14 protein-coding genes are annotated in these 15094 nt (G+C 47.7%); 10 read left to right on the plus strand and 4 right to left on the minus strand.

What is annotated here, in order from left to right:
• Positions 1-40 precede the first annotated feature (40 nt).
• The 3 genes from CWB98_RS20305 to ssb all read left to right on the plus strand — a co-directional run bounded on the left by CWB98_RS20305 (position 41) and on the right by ssb (position 2981).
• Positions 41-793, plus strand: coding sequence for a substrate-binding periplasmic protein (locus CWB98_RS20305; protein ID WP_138546492.1), 753 nt, complete (start codon positions 41-43; stop codon positions 791-793).
• A 97-nt stretch (positions 794-890) separates the two neighbouring features.
• Positions 891-2258, plus strand: coding sequence for an MFS transporter (locus tag CWB98_RS20310; protein WP_138546493.1), 1368 nt, complete (start codon positions 891-893; stop codon positions 2256-2258).
• 27 nt (positions 2259-2285) lie between these two features.
• On the plus strand, positions 2286-2981 hold the full coding sequence (ssb, locus tag CWB98_RS20315) for a single-stranded DNA-binding protein (protein WP_138546494.1): 696 nt from the start codon (positions 2286-2288) through the stop codon (positions 2979-2981).
• A 93-nt stretch (positions 2982-3074) separates the two neighbouring features.
• On the opposite strand, the gene CWB98_RS20320 is transcribed toward ssb, so the two are convergent.
• The 3 genes from CWB98_RS20320 to CWB98_RS20330 are packed head-to-tail and all read right to left on the minus strand — an operon-like array spanning position 3075 to position 5417.
• Complete coding sequence (locus tag CWB98_RS20320; RefSeq protein WP_249364730.1) at positions 3075-4352, minus strand: serine hydrolase domain-containing protein; 1278 nt, start codon at positions 4350-4352, stop codon at positions 3075-3077.
• Complete coding sequence (locus tag CWB98_RS20325; protein WP_138546495.1) at positions 4336-5070, minus strand: permease prefix domain 2-containing transporter; 735 nt, start codon at positions 5068-5070, stop codon at positions 4336-4338. The genes CWB98_RS20320 and CWB98_RS20325 overlap by 17 nt, the downstream gene beginning before the upstream one ends.
• Positions 5070-5417, minus strand: coding sequence for a PadR family transcriptional regulator (locus CWB98_RS20330; protein WP_138546496.1), 348 nt, complete (start codon positions 5415-5417; stop codon positions 5070-5072). The genes CWB98_RS20325 and CWB98_RS20330 overlap by 1 nt, the downstream gene beginning before the upstream one ends.
• A 380-nt stretch (positions 5418-5797) precedes the next feature.
• Here CWB98_RS20330 and CWB98_RS20335 point away from each other — a divergent pair, with 380 nt between their 5' ends.
• A complete protein-coding gene (locus CWB98_RS20335; RefSeq protein WP_171045707.1) occupies positions 5798-7393 on the plus strand; it encodes an EAL domain-containing protein in 1596 nt (531 codons plus the stop codon).
• A 22-nt stretch (positions 7394-7415) separates the two neighbouring features.
• Here CWB98_RS20335 and CWB98_RS20340 read toward each other — a convergent pair whose 3' ends face one another.
• Positions 7416-8318: a 1-aminocyclopropane-1-carboxylate deaminase/D-cysteine desulfhydrase gene (locus CWB98_RS20340; RefSeq protein WP_138546498.1), complete on the minus strand. Its 903-nt coding sequence runs from the start codon at positions 8316-8318 to the stop codon at positions 7416-7418.
• Positions 8319-8529: 211 nt separating this feature from the next.
• Here CWB98_RS20340 and CWB98_RS20345 point away from each other — a divergent pair, with 211 nt between their 5' ends.
• From CWB98_RS20345 to rng, 6 genes are all read left to right on the plus strand, one after another.
• On the plus strand, positions 8530-10554 hold the full coding sequence (locus CWB98_RS20345) for an SUMF1/EgtB/PvdO family nonheme iron enzyme (RefSeq protein WP_138546499.1): 2025 nt from the start codon (positions 8530-8532) through the stop codon (positions 10552-10554).
• A 139-nt stretch (positions 10555-10693) separates the two neighbouring features.
• Complete coding sequence (locus CWB98_RS20350; RefSeq protein ID WP_054014269.1) at positions 10694-11737, plus strand: rod shape-determining protein; 1044 nt, start codon at positions 10694-10696, stop codon at positions 11735-11737.
• The gene (gene mreC, locus CWB98_RS20355; protein WP_138546500.1) at positions 11737-12576 is read left to right on the plus strand and encodes a rod shape-determining protein MreC; all 840 of its coding nucleotides are present in this window, start codon (positions 11737-11739) and stop codon (positions 12574-12576) included. Before CWB98_RS20350 ends, mreC begins: the two co-directional genes overlap by 1 nt.
• A complete protein-coding gene (gene mreD / locus CWB98_RS20360; RefSeq protein ID WP_138546501.1) occupies positions 12573-13049 on the plus strand; it encodes a rod shape-determining protein MreD in 477 nt (158 codons plus the stop codon). The genes mreC and mreD overlap by 4 nt, the downstream gene beginning before the upstream one ends.
• Positions 13049-13627 (plus strand): Maf family protein, encoded by a 579-nt coding sequence (locus CWB98_RS20365; protein ID WP_138546502.1) that lies wholly within the window; start codon positions 13049-13051, stop codon positions 13625-13627. The genes mreD and CWB98_RS20365 overlap by 1 nt, the downstream gene beginning before the upstream one ends.
• Positions 13620-15092, plus strand: a complete 1473-nt coding sequence (gene rng, locus CWB98_RS20370) for a ribonuclease G (protein WP_054014273.1) — start codon at positions 13620-13622, stop codon at positions 15090-15092. The genes CWB98_RS20365 and rng overlap by 8 nt, the downstream gene beginning before the upstream one ends.
• Positions 15093-15094: the final 2 nt, after the last annotated feature.

Genomic DNA, 15094 nt, shown 5'->3' on the forward strand with positions numbered 1-15094 from the left:
TAACTAAACTTACGAGAAACCTTGAATCTGGGGATCACATTTGCACTGGTTCGCTCTTATATGTGCGCTGTTTACGCCGCTCGTCGTGGGGTGTGAGCTGGTTGTCCGGTTTGAGAACTATGCTGCGCAATCGCGGTTAGACAATACACTAAAATGGCATGGCTTGGATGTGGACTTTGCCAGAGCTCTGCTGGATGAGGCTGGGTGTGACTATCAATTTATTAATGTGCCTTGGGGGCGAGCCCTGAAGATGCTGGCGGAAGGCAAGCTTGATATGATGCTTAGCGTCACCCGTACATCTGAGCGAGAGCAGTTTGCTTATTTTATTGGCCCGCAAAGAATGGAAACAATCGTGTTTGCAATGAACCGCTCACGTCCGTTTACAGTAAATTCTCTGACCGATCTATTTGCCTTACCTGTGCCTGTCGCCATTCAGAAAGGTGCATTTTATGGAAATGTGTTTAATGAATTATTGTTGCGAGAGCAGAGTAAAGCAGAGTCGCAACGCTTCATTTATGTGGCGGATAACCAGCGTAAGCTGAGTTTGCTCAAGCATGGACGAATTGCCGGGTTTCTGGAAGAAAAGTTTAATGTATTGTACCAGTCGCAATACAACCCGGATTTTGCTCTGATCACTGTGAGTCCGCTGGTGGTGAACCGAGAGCCTGTTTATTATGCCATGAGTAAGCAGTCTGTGTCCGCAAAGGACATGCAGCAATTGATGGCTGCGTTTAAGCGACTTCAACATTCAGGCCGTTTAAAGCAGATCCTGGCCAAGTATGGATTAGACTAAACACCGGTTTTTCTCACTAAAATCCGATCTGGTCGTCAACACTTGATTACTTTTTTGCTAGACTAGCGCCTGTTTTTGTCTTAGCCAAATAAGTGTCATGTCGAAACAATCACTTAACTCTCTTGAAAAACGCGCTGCTATTTCACTGGCCAGTGTCTTCGCCTTTCGGATGCTCGGGCTGTTTATGCTCATGCCCGTGTTGGCCATTTACGGTCAATCGCTCACTGATGTGTCGCCATTATGGATTGGTTTGGCGATAGGCGCTTACGGACTGACACAGGCATTGCTGCAAATTCCCATGGGGTGGTTGTCTGATAAATTTGGCCGAAAACCGATTATTGTTGCCGGCTTAATTATGTTTGCTGTTGGATCTGTGATAGCAGCATTGGCTGACTCGATTTACTGGGTGACAGCAGGGCGAGCCCTACAGGGCATGGGGGCGATTGCGAGTGCCTTGCTGGCGCTGGCCTCTGATCTGAGCCGTGATGAGCAAAGGCCCAAAGTCATGGCGGTCATTGGCATGTGTATCGGTCTGAGCTTTGCTGTGGCCATGCTGTTGGGCCCTATGGTTGCCGCGGCGTTTGGTATAGCTGGTATCTTTTGGCTAACGGCGGCACTGGCGGTACTTGGGATCGGAATTGTGATGTTTATCGTGCCAAGTGCGGTAAATCGGGCGCCCAAAGGAGACACGGTAGCCAGTATGGCAGACATACGTCAGTTAGTACGTCATCCACAGCTGGTAAGACTGGATCTGGGCGTGCTGCTGCTACACTTAACGTTGACGACATTATTTGTTGCGCTACCGGGGCAGCTTATTGCTGATGGCCTGGCTGCGCAGGACCATTGGCAATTGTATATTCCGGTGTTATTGCTCGCGTTCGTGCTGATGGCCCCGCTGATGATTGTGGCCATTCGTAAGCAAAAAGAAAAACAGGTCTTTCTGGCATCGATAGCCTTGCTAGTGCTGAGCACGCTGGCTTTAATCCCTGCGGCAAATTCACTGCTCGGTATAGCGGTGGCGATGACAGTGTATTTTATTGCGTTTAACTTTCTGGAGGCAACAATGCCTGCTTTGGTATCGCGCATTGCACCCGCGACCCAGAAGGGCTCGGCGATGGGGGTGTTTTCCTCCTCGCAGTTTTTTGGCGCATTTGCAGGTGGTGTGATGGGTGGCTACCTGGCCCAGCAGTTTAATGCTCAAACTGTGTTTGCTGCGGCTGCGGCAATTGGGGTAATATGGCTATTTATTGCGTGGCGTATGCAAATCCCGGTGCGAAGTAAAACCCTCAGTTTTGTGACTGAGGTTGATGGGCCAGAAAAAGCCGATGCTTTGGCTGATCAGCTGGTCGCATTACCCGGGGTCATTGAAGCGACCGTTGTCAGTGAAGAAAATCGTACCTACTTGAAAGTAAACGATAAAGAATTTGATTTAAACAAAGCAAAGCAAGCCCTGGGCTTGCGCTAGCTTGCAATAGTGTGAGGAGAGGGTGCCATGGCACGCGGTGTAAACAAAGTTATTTTGGTTGGTAATTTAGGCCAAGATCCTGAAGTACGTTATATGCCCAACGGAAACGGCGTAGCGAACATCAGCATTGCAACGACCGACAGTTGGAAAGATAAAAACACAGGTCAGATGCAAGAGCGCACTGAATGGCACCGTGTAGTGCTATTCGGTAAGCTGGCAGAAGTAGCGGGCGAGTATTTGCGTAAAGGTTCACAGGTCTATATTGAAGGCCGTCTGCAGACACGTAAGTGGACTGATCAAAGTGGTCAGGAACGCTATACAACAGAGATCGTTGTAGATATGGGCGGCCAAATGCAAATGCTGGGTGGTCGCGGTGAACAAGGTGGTGGTCAGTATCAGGGTGGTCAACAGGGTGGTCAAAACTACGGTCAGTCTAACCAGACTAACTATGGCAACCAGGGGGGCCAATCTCAGTATGGGCAACAGCAGCAGGGTGGATTTGCGCCTCAACAAGCACAACAGCCTCAGCAAAACCAACAACAAGGTGGCGGTTTTGGCGGTGGTCAGTCTATGGGTCAGCAACCACAGCATAGTGCGCCTGCGCAAGGTGGCTTCGCGCCTCAACAAGGCAGTGCAGGTGGCAACACCGGTGGTAATGCAAGCGGCAGTGCCAGTAACCCAATGGAGCCGCCCATCGACTTTGATGACGATATTCCGTTCTAATTAAAGTAAGAATATAAGCGTTGAAAAACAAACTAAAAAGCCGCTGCTAAGCGGCTTTTTAGTTTATGAAAAAGTGATCAGCCACCTGTGACGCTAATTGATAAATGCAGGTAAAACTCGCTCAGCTACAATTTGCTGTGTTGCATGGTCCACGTGATGCGCTGTTACTGCAATAATTAAGTCTAACTCTTCGATTAAAATGATGTATATGCCACCCCCGCCTTGTGCAGAGACACTCGAATATTTTTTATCTTTGTATTGAAGATCTGAACTCCACCAATAATAGCCATAACCCTGGTTAGACACGTCTTTGCCATCTCCGAAAATCTCATCATCTCCTGTGATAATCAGTTTACTGGTGGATCTGGTCATAAACTCACGGTTAATTATTTGCTTGCCTTTCCATTTGCCCTTATTTGCTGCGAGTATGCCCATTTTGATCATGTCTCTTGATGTTAAGCTCGACCGCCATATTGACTCTGGTAAGCCGCTCGGTGCCGTTTTCCAGGCAAAATTTGTGATGTCTAATTGCCCCAATAATTCTGTCTTAATGAATGTTTCAATATTGCCGGGGACTACAGCCGCAAGTACCTGCATAATAAGTTGAGGGCCAATATCGTAATAAAAGCCTTTTGACTCGGGTGTTATGGGTGCGCTGTGTTCGAAAAGAAATTGAATTTCCTTTTGACCTGGGACTAATTCAGGACGTTCCAGCAAAGACTTACGGGTTGCATCGCTGACCCTAAGGCCTGTCGTCATTGTTAAAGCCTGGTGTAAGGTAATATGACTTGCACCATCAACAAACTTTGAAGCGTCCAGTTTGTTCAGAAAACCCGCCACAGGCTTGTCTAAGTCATCCATGCTTAGATAACCTAGCTGAATAGCACGACCAAGTAACATACCTGTATAAGCTTTAGTCACGGATGATTGGGGGTGGGATAAATCTATGCGGCCTCTCATGTAGTATGACTCAAATATGAGTTTGCCCTTGTGGTGGATTAACAGGCTGTCAAAATTACCGTGCTTTCCTTTGGCAAGCTCATCAGCCAGTGCAAGGATATTGGCTTTTTTACCGCCATCAACGCCCAACTCACCAACGGCTAAGCCATCACTTCCCGGGGCTGGCTTAACATCAATAAAAGCCTGTGGTAGTACAGAGATATCCCAAAACTCTCGCTTTATTTCAGGTTGTCTCCAGTGGCGTATTATTGCTTCGTCAGCGCTGGCTGTTGGTGCCATTTTATTTACTGGCGTTAAAGATACTTCATTACCCATGCTGGCAAAGCTACAGACAATAAAAGGCAATAGCAGTTTGTATTTTACGCGAGCCATAACGTCTCCATATAGTTCTATTTTATTTCTGAAATTCAAAGTGTTCCGTTTTTAACTGCTGTAATTTGCGATGGATAATGTAGCTTACAGGTGGTAGCTGATATAGCAGGCAAAGAATACCGGTCGCAACAATGGGCCCTATTTGCTTTGCTTCAAAGCTATGATGTTCGATATGCATGATGCTCCATAAGTAAGGAATGAAAGCAAGTGAATAACCAGATATAGCGAGTTCAAATAGGGAGGCTTGTTGTTGTTTATATAAACAGAGCATCATTGCGATACTGAAGAATGAGATGAGCAAAGACTCGAAATGTATAAACATGCCCCATTCAGCCAGCGCTAAAATGTCCCAGAAATTGTGCCAAAAATGTGCACTAAAGAGCGCCGTATGAATTTTTCCCTGTAGCAGTTCATCCCAAAACGTTTCAGAAATAAAGGCAGGGTCGTTCAATATGGACAGCAACACAATTAGACCCGCAGTCACAACGAACATGATAAGTGGTAAGTAAAAATTCAATCGCCCCAACACATCTACAGAAGCCAATTTCTTCTGTAGATAAATCATGCTCGTTTCAAGAGTTTGCTGCCAGTACCAATGATTAGCATGTTTAATACTTTGTTTCGCTCGTAAATTAAACTCTTCTTCGAGGTCGCCGAGAATACTTTCTAATAATCTGTTAGGTAGCAGCATAGATAGGATTTTATTCGCTAATGCTGGCGGTTTGATATCGGGTTCTTTGCCAGGGTTGAGGTTCATTACGGTGCTTCTCCGAATAAAGAATGGGAGTCGGACAGTCCTTGCCATAACGTGTCCATTGCCTGTCTGGCGCGCTTAAGGGCATTATGGCCTTGTGCAGTTACTTTGAAATAGCGCTTCGCTCGCCCGCCTCGCCGAGCTGTGGCTTCACCTAGCCACGATTCCACCATGCCTTTACGCTCCAATCGCTCTAGCGTTGAATAAAGCGCGCCGATGGCTACATTGCGATTCACTTGGTCTGCCAATAGTTGTCGAATCGCTGCACCATACGCTTCATTTTCAAGATGAAGCAGTGCAAGCATAGTCATTTGTTCGAATTCACCTAAGAATTTATCTTTTTCAGACATAGTGTTAAGTCATTAAAATTGCTTTTTTTATTTTTACTACAAAATAGTAATTTGACGCAAGGTATTATTACTACAATGTAGTTTTATTTTTGGTTGTATGATCCACTAAAGCGATGATTTTGGTTTGTGTAAAGGCCAGAGAAAGAGTTCGAATAGGGGAGAGCGAGCAATCAGGTGCAAGTTTTTGAAGCCCAGATTGATGGGTTAAGGTGTCATCTGTAACGCTGGTCGGACAGTGTTGATTGGCCCCCTGAGGAATCTGTCACTGCAACTTGAGTTTTAGCAGGACTTGAACAAAACTTGGATAAGGGTTCTTTGGCTTGTGTAGTGGCATGCATCGATTTGTTAGGTCAGATAATGAAGTTTTTTCCGGGTGGAGTGTGCGCGCGGTAAGCTTGGTTGTCTGGTTGTTAGTCAACGGTGCATTGTGGCAGTTTACGCATGCACAGATAGTGCAGCAAGCGGGTGAGTTGCAAAGTCATTTCAGTCAACTCGACGCATCGGTCAGCGTTGCGCGTTCAGGTGAGTTTACGGCCCTGATACACCACTACGGCTTTGCTGAACAGGCCCAGACGGCCAGTGTTTGGCAGTGGATGACAGACAGTGTCCCTTTTCAGTTTTCAGGCTCAGAGCTGTTGCTCTCTCCAGCCCCCATTTTGCAAGACTGTTTACCGCTCGTTGTGTTTATAAATCTGCTGATGCTGGTGGCCGGTTATTTACTATTCCGGTGGATGAGAAACCAGTCTCATACACACCGCGCTACTGTCCAAACCCAGGCAATTACCTCTGATTTAGCACCTGAGACACAGGCCAAAGCACTGGCTGCGGAAGCCAGCTGCAAAGTTTCCGTGTTTGCGATGCTAAAGTGGCGCCAGGCGTTGCCCGATGAGCTGGATCCGCAAAGTCATTTTAGCGTGGTATTGGCGAGATGCTTTGCAAAATATGAACGCTGTTCATGCAAGTATCTGTCGTCTGGCGCTTTGGTTATGACACTGTCACCGGTTGATAAAGTGGATGTTGATGCGCTGGCACGGCGGATCCATGAGGTGGTCTACCAGGCTTTACTGACTTTTCGTCCGGATCTGTCACGTAGCGCGGTTAAGTGTGGGGTGTGTTTTTATGCTAAGGGGGCCGATCAGGCTATGGTATATCAGGTAGTGCGATCAGCACTAAGCATAGCACAGAGTAATGTCTGGCAGCATGTCCATATTATGCCGCTGAATCATACCTTAAGCACCAGCTTACGTCGGGCTGAGAGCGAGATCATTGATGACATTAAAGCTGGGCGATTTATGTTGTTCTTTCAGCCGCTTTTTGGCTTTGCGCAACAGGATGTGATCCAAAGTGAGGCGTTATTACGGGTTCGTCACCGGTCTTTAGGGTTGATGTCTGCGGGGCAGTTTATTCACAAAATTCACCAGGCTGAACACCTTATGCTGTTGGATAAAACCATGGTGCGTCATGCCCTCAATGCCCTGACCAAAGAACCTTCAGGCTTTTCAGTGAGTGTTAACTTACATGTGCTCAACTGGAGTAATGTGGAATTCATCGACTGGCTGCGTGAACAGGTTAAAGCATCTGGTCGGGCAAGTGATATTGCGTTTGAGCTGACGTTGCAGGATTTTTATCTGCATGAAGAGTATGCAAGGCAGGTCCTCACGACTTTGTCTGAATTGGGCTGCCGGTTTGTATTGGATCATGTAAACGCGTCAGTAAAACTAGAGGCGCTGCGCGGATTTGGTCGAGTGGCAGCACTTAAACTGGCGTTTGAGCTTATCCATGAAGTTCACCATTCAGCCAAGCGGCGCAGCGTTGTACGTCAGGTTGTGGCGCAGGCTAAAGAACTGGGTGTTCCGGTATACGCCGTGGGTGTCGAAACAAAAGAGGAATTTGAATGTATTACCAAGCTGGGCGTGGATGGTGCACAGGGATACTATTTCAGTGCGCCTTTACTGCAGCTGGAGCAGAGTCTGTAAAGACTCTAACATACTCTGCGAGTTAGATGAGCTGACGATAGCGTAGCCCATCTAAGCCTTGTAACCCGCCGCTGTGAATCGCAATGATCTGACTTCCGCGTGGAAAATACCCTTGCGTAATTAATTGCCAGACGGCAAACATCAGCTTGCCGGTGTAAATAGGCTCTAAGGGCAAGGCATGCTCTTGGCGCATGCGTTGACAAAATTGCCACAGCGGCGCGGAGAATTTGCCATATCCGCCATCATGGTAGTCATGTAAGAGTTGCCAGTTGGAGCGCGTTGCTGCGTGCGGATTTAACCCCAGAACTTCATCGTGCAGATACTGCGCGCCTTTTAATACAGTAACTCCAAGTAACTGACACTCGTCGTCCAGGCCTTCAATCATACCGGCCAGCGTACCACCGCTGCCCACGGCACAGCAGACATAATCACTCGATGGCAGGCTCTGCGCCAATTCTTTGCACCCCTCGAGGGCGTGTTGGTTGCTGCCTCCCTCTGGAATAATAAAAGTGTCTGGAAAGCGCGATTGTAACTGTAGCAGGTAACTTTTTTCATTGCGCTGTCGGTATTCCAGGCGAGTGACTGGGTGCAATATCATACCGCAGGCTTTGGCGAAGCGGGTTGTTGGATTATTTAAATCCAGCTGCGGACCTCGGATAATGGCGCTGCCCTGAATGCCGAACTGTTTACAGGCCATGGCTGTGGCATAGAGGTGGTTGGAGAAGGGCCCTGCAAATGTGAGTAAAGCCGATTTATTATCTTGTGCCATTGCTCTGAGGTTATATTTAAGCTTGCGCCATTTGTTCCCCTGGATTGTCGGATGGAGTAGATCATCGCGTTTAATACGCAGTGATACGCCGGCTGCATCGAGTTCCGGCGAGTGGATCTGGTGTAACGGAGACTCAGGAAAATCAAGCTTGTCCATCTCAGGTTCAGTCTGTGTTGTTTAGTGTCTAATACCCGCTATTATTTCATGAAAATCTTGGTAGAACACTGGTAAGGAAGTGGCTAATAGTTGTAAACTCAGATATTAATTGTGCTAGGCTTGTGTTTTACTTCTTAAGTACATAGCATTAAGCGCTAAATTATAAAAAATAACAAAGACCAAACAACTGCCGCTGTTGGGAATGGAATTTATGCAAATTGCTCCTTTATCTCTTTTTGTCTCTGCGACCCTTTTATCTTTAAGTGTGTCGGCGCAAGATACTGCAACTGTGACTGCTATTGAATCTGAGCGTACTGAAAAGCAAGCTGAATTAGATAACTATACTCAGGTACTCGATAAACACTTGAGTGAAGAAACTCGCTTGCAGGCGCAGCTCGACCTGTTGCGACAGCGATCCGCGGAGCTGGATAAAGAAAAAAACCAGGCGCTTGATGCAATGAATGATATTTATCGACGCCTAATCGATGATCCCTCTCTGGATATCTCGGCGGCACAGGGCAGATATCAGCAGGCAGTTTCAGAGCATAAACAAAATAAAGAAGACATTGTAATGCAGTTGGCGGCGATTGCATCACACCGAAAAGATATCGAGCAAATCCGCGTTACCAAGCACACCTTAGTTAACACCATCGCCAGTTTGAATGACCAGCTTAGTACAGCACGAATAGAACGCCTGCGTAATGAGTTCAGTCGTGAAGGCACGTTAGAGGTGGACCATACAATCAATTGTAAGCGTACTGAAACACTGGCGGCGTGTGAACAACGTGGTCAGCAATTGGGCTTGCAAAAAGCGACGAAGCATTTTATTGATCAAATTTTTGCTAACCTAACGGAGCAACGAGTTGTTGAACCTAAGCGTCACCTGGCAGGTGCGCAAGTACAGGTTGTCAGTAGTCACGTGGTTGGCAGTGCGTTCAGTGGTCAGGGCAATTACAGTGTTAATCTGAGTGTGACCATGCGTGGCGATGTTAATAATAGCCGTTTATGTAGCTTACTGAACCTAGATAACCGTTATTGCAGTGAGTATGGCTCACCACTGGCGCTGGGGTATCAAGCTAATTATCCAACAACATACAGTGACGAGCAGCTGACTTTTTCCAATGACTTATCTCAAAACAAGCCGGTGGTCAGCGTCGCCAGAATGCCAGCCTCTCCCGATATTGCCACCGAGATAGCGCCTCAGCCGCCAAAAAATCGCGAGGTCGAACTGACCTTACGTTCCAACGTGTATGACGATGAAGTATTTATCAATGGCGTCAGTTATGGCTCAACCAAGCTGGTGGTGAATCTACCAGCTGGCATGCATGACATCGAAGTACGCAAATTAGGATATGAGCCTTATAAAGCCAACCTTAATTTGCGACGAGCCCGGACCTTAAACGCCCGGCTGGTAAAAAAGCCTGAGTCGATTGCTGCACCGACACCAAAAAGCGAGCAAACTCAGCCAGTACAGCAAGTCGCCGCATCACAACCCGTTAAAATAGTGAATCCAGACCGGGTGATTAATGAAACGGTGATCATTCCTGCTGGTAGCTTTAAGATGGGTGATTTGACAGGAAACGGTCTGGCAAATGAACGCCCGGTAGTAGAAAAGGTGCTAAGCCATTCATATGTGATGCAAAGCAAAGAAGTCACTGTTTCTGAATTCCGCCGTTTTATCGATAGTTCTCAGTATATTACTGAGGCAGAGAAGGGAAAAGGCTGTGCACACTATAAAAATGGTGAGCCTGTTTGGGAAATAGATTACAACTGGAGAGCACCAGGATACCAGCAGGCTGATGATTTCCCGGTTGTCTGTGTATCTTATGAAGATGCTAAAGCCTATGCGAACTGGCTGTCTGGCGATCAGGGGATGCAATATCGTCTGCCCAATGAAGTTGAGTGGGAATATGCAGCCCGTGGTGATACCACCTCGGAATATCCCTGGGGCAACGAAATCGGTCGCAACCAAGCGAACTGCGGCTGGTGTGGCAGTGAGTGGTCCAATAAGAGCCCAGCACCTGTGGGTCAGTTTGCGGCCAACGCTTACGGGTTATACGACACCGTTGGCAATGTCTGGGAGTGGACGCAAAAGCGTGCTTCCCAGGACGACGTAACGGTACGTGGCGGCGCCTGGAACTTTGCTCCTAGCCTCGCGCGCGTATCAACGCGTTTGGCCCTGACACCGGATTTTAGGGCCAATTACATCGGATTTAGATTAGTAAGAGAACGTTAAGGCTGTCTAAGCACGCCAATGGGGCGGCGTTATTCATGCCTGAGTCACTGTGTCTCAGACATAGAGTGAAAAATTTCAACGCAGTGGCCTGAGCCGCTGCATGGTTTGCAAAAAGAATTCTTAAAGGTTACCCAGCCTCATGTTTAAAAAACTACGTGGACTATTTTCAAACGACCTGTCGATCGACTTAGGTACGGCAAATACCCTGATTTACGTGAAAGAAGAAGGGATCGTGTTGAACGAGCCTTCAGTTGTTGCGATCCGTCAGGAGCGTGCGGGTGGACCAAAGAGCGTTGCTTCTGTGGGTACTGCCGCAAAGCAAATGCTGGGCCGTACCCCAGGTAATATTAAAGCCATTCGACCTATGAAAGACGGCGTGATTGCTGACTTCTATGTAACGGAAAAGATGCTTCAGCACTTCATCAAGCAAGTGCACAATAATAATTTTATGCGTCCGAGTCCTCGCGTGCTGATCTGTGTCCCTTGTGGTGCAACGCAAGTAGAAAAACGCGCCATTCGCGAGTCAGCAATGGGTGCGGGAGCCAGAGAGGTTTATCTCATTGAAGAGCCAATGGCGGCGGCAATTGGTGCTGGCTTACCTGTTTCAGAAGCAACTGGTTCAATGGTCGTCGATATCGGTGGGGGGACCACGGAAGTGGCAATTATCTCACTGAATGGTGTGGTCTACTCATCGTCTGTTCGAATCGGTGGTGACAAGTTTGATGAAGCGATCATCAACTATGTGCGTCGTAACTTTGGCAGCCTGATTGGTGAGGCCACCGCCGAACACATCAAGCATGAGATAGGGTCGGCCTTTAAGAGCGAAACGCCAGTGGAAATTGAAGTACGTGGTCGTAACTTAGCAGAAGGGGTGCCACGCTCGTTTACGCTCAACTCTCATGAAATTTTAGAGGCCTTACAAGAGCCGCTGATGGGAATTGTGAGTGCGGTCATGGTTGCATTAGAACAGTCTCCGCCTGAGCTGGCATCGGATATTTCCGCGCATGGCATGGTGCTGACCGGCGGTGGCGCATTGCTCAAAGATCTGGACCGTCTGCTGATGGAAGAAACCGGAATCCCGGTTGTGGTGGCTGAAGACCCTCTGACCTGTGTTGCTCGTGGTGGTGGTAAAGCCCTTGAGATGATAGACATGCATGGTGGTGACGTATTTAGTTACGACTGATGAACCTGCTTTTTGGACGTACCATTTCTTTACAACTGCGACTTACGGTCGCAGTTGTGCTTAGCGTACTGCTGATCCTGGGAGATCGCTATACCTCGGGCGGTACCTTCGTGCGAACTAGCCTGAATACATTGGTAAGCCCACTGCTCTACGTGGCGAATGTTCCCTATGAAGTTTTTAGCCTGGGTGCCAAAAGTCTGGACACTCGAGATCGGTTATTTCAGGAAAACGAAGCACTACGTAAAAAGCAGCTATTACAAAGCGAACAACTTCAGCAGTATCAATTTCTGTTACGTGAAAACCAGCAACTGCGTGCTTTACTCGGCGCATCTTCTCGTCAGCAGAGAGAGCGCTTGATTGCGGAAGTTTTATCGGTACGTTCGAGTCGATACAGTCATCAGGTGGTGGTGAACCGTGGTGCCATTGATGGTGTATTGGAAGGTCAACCTGTGATTGATGAAATGGGCATTGTTGGTCAGCTTACTCAGGTTGGTAGTACCACGTCCCGTGTATTACTCATGACAGACACGACCCATGCTACGCCTGTACGGATCCTGCGCAATGATGTACGTACCGTGGTGGAAGGCACAGGTAAAATCAATCTGGTGCAATTGCAGCATGTACCACACAGCCTTGATATTCGTTTAGGAGACATCCTGGTGACTTCCGGGTTGGGTGGTACGTTTCCAGAGGGATACCCAGTTGCCGTGGTAACTGAGATAGATCGTGATGAAGGGCTGCCTTTCTCTAAAGTGTATGCCGAGCCTGTGGCCCAGCTGGATCGTATTCGTCTGCTGGTGATCTTGGGCAAAATGGCCAAAGAGGAGCCTGAGGCATGAACCGAAGTTACGCGCTGGTCGCCCTAAGCCTGTTTGTTGCGCTAATTATGGCTTTGATGCCGCTGCCCATCTCCTTTGAACCATTTAGGCCTGACTGGGTCTTACTGGTATTAATGTATTGGTCTATTGCCTTACCGCATCGTGTCAACATTGGTTGGGCATGGTGTACAGGGTTAGTTATGGATCTGGCGACGGGTTCTCCGTTGGGTGTGAATTCACTGACTTATTCCATTTGTTTGTATATCACGACCAGCAATTTTCAAAAGATTAGGAACTTTTCAATCTGGCAGCAGGCAGTGCTTATTGGCTTGTTTTTAGCTTTATATCATTTGCTGCAGTTTTGGCTGAATCACTTCCTGCTAGACATTTATTTTAACCCAAGATATTTATGGCCGGCCTTAATTGGTATGTTGTGCTGGCCCTGGGTTTTCCTGCTATTACGCAAGTATCGCAGGCATTTTAGGATCCGTTAATGGCACCAACACTTTATCTGGCGTCAGCATCGCCACGCAGGCGCGAGCTGTTGACTCAGCTTGGCTATTCTTTCTCGCAATTTTCTGTAGATGCAGACGAAAGTCAATTAACCGGCGAGACGCCGTTGATTTATGTCGAACGCCTGGCGCGCTTGAAGGCCACCAGTGGCGTTTCTATGGGCTATCAGGATGCACCTGTACTAGGCAGTGATACCATTGTCGTCCTCGGACAGCAGGCGCTGGGCAAGCCCAAAGACAAAAATGACTTTATGGTCATGATGCAGGCGCTGTCTGGTAAAACGCATCAAGTCATGACCGCGGTTGCTGTTGCCGGTATAGATCGGATCCTAAGTCGAACTGTGATAACAGATGTTACATTTAAACCCTTGAGTGAACAGGAAATTGAGCAATACTGGCAAAGTGGAGAGCCGCAGGATAAAGCGGGAGGCTATGGCATTCAAGGGTTAGGTGGGCGTTTTGTTACTCAGTTATCAGGTAGCTATTTCGCCGTTGTCGGCTTACCTTTATACGAGACGGATGAACTGATTAAAGCATTTATGGCGGGTGTAGATGAGTAGTGAGTTATTGATCAATGTGACTCCCAGCGAAAGCCGGGTTGCACTCATTGAAAATGGTGTTTTACAAGAGGTACAAGTAGAGCGAGTTGGTAATCTCGGTATTGTAGGTAATATCTATCTGGGCAAAATCAGCCGTGTTCTGCCGGGAATGCAGGCCGCTTTTGTCGACATCGGCCTTGAGAAAGCCGCTTTCTTGCATGCATCCGATATTGTTAACAGCGCCTCGATTGAAGAGGGGGTTGACGATCAGCCAATTAAGAAAGTACAAGATATTCGTGAGCTGGTAAAACAGGGCCAGTTCATAATGGTGCAAGTGGTGAAAGATCCTATCGGCACGAAAGGTGCCCGCCTGACCACAGACATTACCATTCCGTCGCGTTACCTGGTGTTTATGCCGGATGCGACCCATGTGGGTGTAAGCCAACGCATCGAGACCGAAGAAGAGCGCAGTCGGTTGAAAAAAATTGTTGCTCAATATAATGATGAAAATGGTGGCTTTATAGTTCGCACGGCAGCGGAAGGGGCTGCGGAAGCAGAGCTACAGCATGATGCTGAGTTTCTTAAGAAGCTTTGGCAAAAAATCATTAAACGCCGAAGAAAAACCAGCAAAGCGAGTATTCTCCATGAGGATCTGACTTTAGCATTTCGCACACTCAGGGACTACGTTGGGGAAGACATGGAACGTATCCGTGTTGACTCTAAACTGACCTACCAGCAGCTAAAAGATTTTACAGAAGAGTTCGTCCCACAGCTGTCACAAACGCTCGAATACTACCCGGGAGAGCGTCCAATTTTTGACTTATTTGATGTTGAGATCGAAATTCAAAAAGCATTGCATCGTAAGGTGGAGTTGAAATCGGGTGGTTACCTGATCTTTGATCAAACTGAAGCCATGACTACGGTTGATGTGAACACTGGCGCTTTCGTTGGTCACCGTAACCTTGAAGAGACCATTTTTAACACCAACGTTGAGGCGACTTCTGCCATTGCAAGGCAGCTCAGGCTGCGCAACCTGGGTGGTATAATCATTATTGATTTCATCGATATGATTTCGGACGAGCATAAACGCCGGGTTTTACACTCACTGGAAACGGCACTGGCAAAAGATCGGGCCAAGGCTAATATCAATGGGTTATCTGCGTTGGGCTTGGTTGAAATGACTCGAAAGCGCACGCGAGAAAGCCTTGAGCACATTCTGTGTGACGTATGCCCTGCCTGCTCAGGTCGCGGCTCACTCAAGACAGTTGAAACCGTCTGCTACGAAATTTTACGCGAAATTGTGCGTGTAAACCGTGCCTACGATGCCGATAAATTCATGGTCTATGCATCACCGGCTGTCAGCGAGGCATTGGTCAATGACGAATATCACAATCTGGCAGAACTGGAGTTGTTTATCGGTAAGCAAGTCAATATTCAGACTGAGAGCCTGTACAGCCAGGAGCAGTTTGATGTCGTCATGATGTAGTA

The organism is Pseudoalteromonas rubra (assembly GCF_005887115.1).
GTDB classification, from domain to species: domain Bacteria; phylum Pseudomonadota; class Gammaproteobacteria; order Enterobacterales; family Alteromonadaceae; genus Pseudoalteromonas; species Pseudoalteromonas rubra_F.

What these genes read in the sequence shown, in the direction of transcription:
- CWB98_RS20330 (WP_138546496.1), bottom strand. Translation starts at nt 5,417, where the DNA reads ATGTCTGAAAAAGATAAATTCTTAGGTGAATTCGAACAAATGACTATG.
- CWB98_RS20340 (WP_138546498.1), bottom strand. Translation starts at nt 8,318, where the DNA reads ATGGACAAGCTTGATTTTCCTGAGTCTCCGTTACACCAGATCCACTCG.
- ssb (WP_138546494.1), top strand. Translation starts at nt 2,286, where the DNA reads ATGGCACGCGGTGTAAACAAAGTTATTTTGGTTGGTAATTTAGGCCAA.
- mreC (WP_138546500.1), top strand. Translation starts at nt 11,737, where the DNA reads ATGAACCTGCTTTTTGGACGTACCATTTCTTTACAACTGCGACTTACG.
- CWB98_RS20345 (WP_138546499.1), top strand. Translation starts at nt 8,530, where the DNA reads ATGCAAATTGCTCCTTTATCTCTTTTTGTCTCTGCGACCCTTTTATCT.
- CWB98_RS20365 (WP_138546502.1), top strand. Translation starts at nt 13,049, where the DNA reads ATGGCACCAACACTTTATCTGGCGTCAGCATCGCCACGCAGGCGCGAG.
- mreD (WP_138546501.1), top strand. Translation starts at nt 12,573, where the DNA reads ATGAACCGAAGTTACGCGCTGGTCGCCCTAAGCCTGTTTGTTGCGCTA.
- CWB98_RS20325 (WP_138546495.1), bottom strand. Translation starts at nt 5,070, where the DNA reads ATGAACCTCAACCCTGGCAAAGAACCCGATATCAAACCGCCAGCATTA.
- CWB98_RS20310 (WP_138546493.1), top strand. Translation starts at nt 891, where the DNA reads ATGTCGAAACAATCACTTAACTCTCTTGAAAAACGCGCTGCTATTTCA.
- CWB98_RS20350 (WP_054014269.1), top strand. Translation starts at nt 10,694, where the DNA reads ATGTTTAAAAAACTACGTGGACTATTTTCAAACGACCTGTCGATCGAC.
- rng (WP_054014273.1), top strand. Translation starts at nt 13,620, where the DNA reads ATGAGTAGTGAGTTATTGATCAATGTGACTCCCAGCGAAAGCCGGGTT.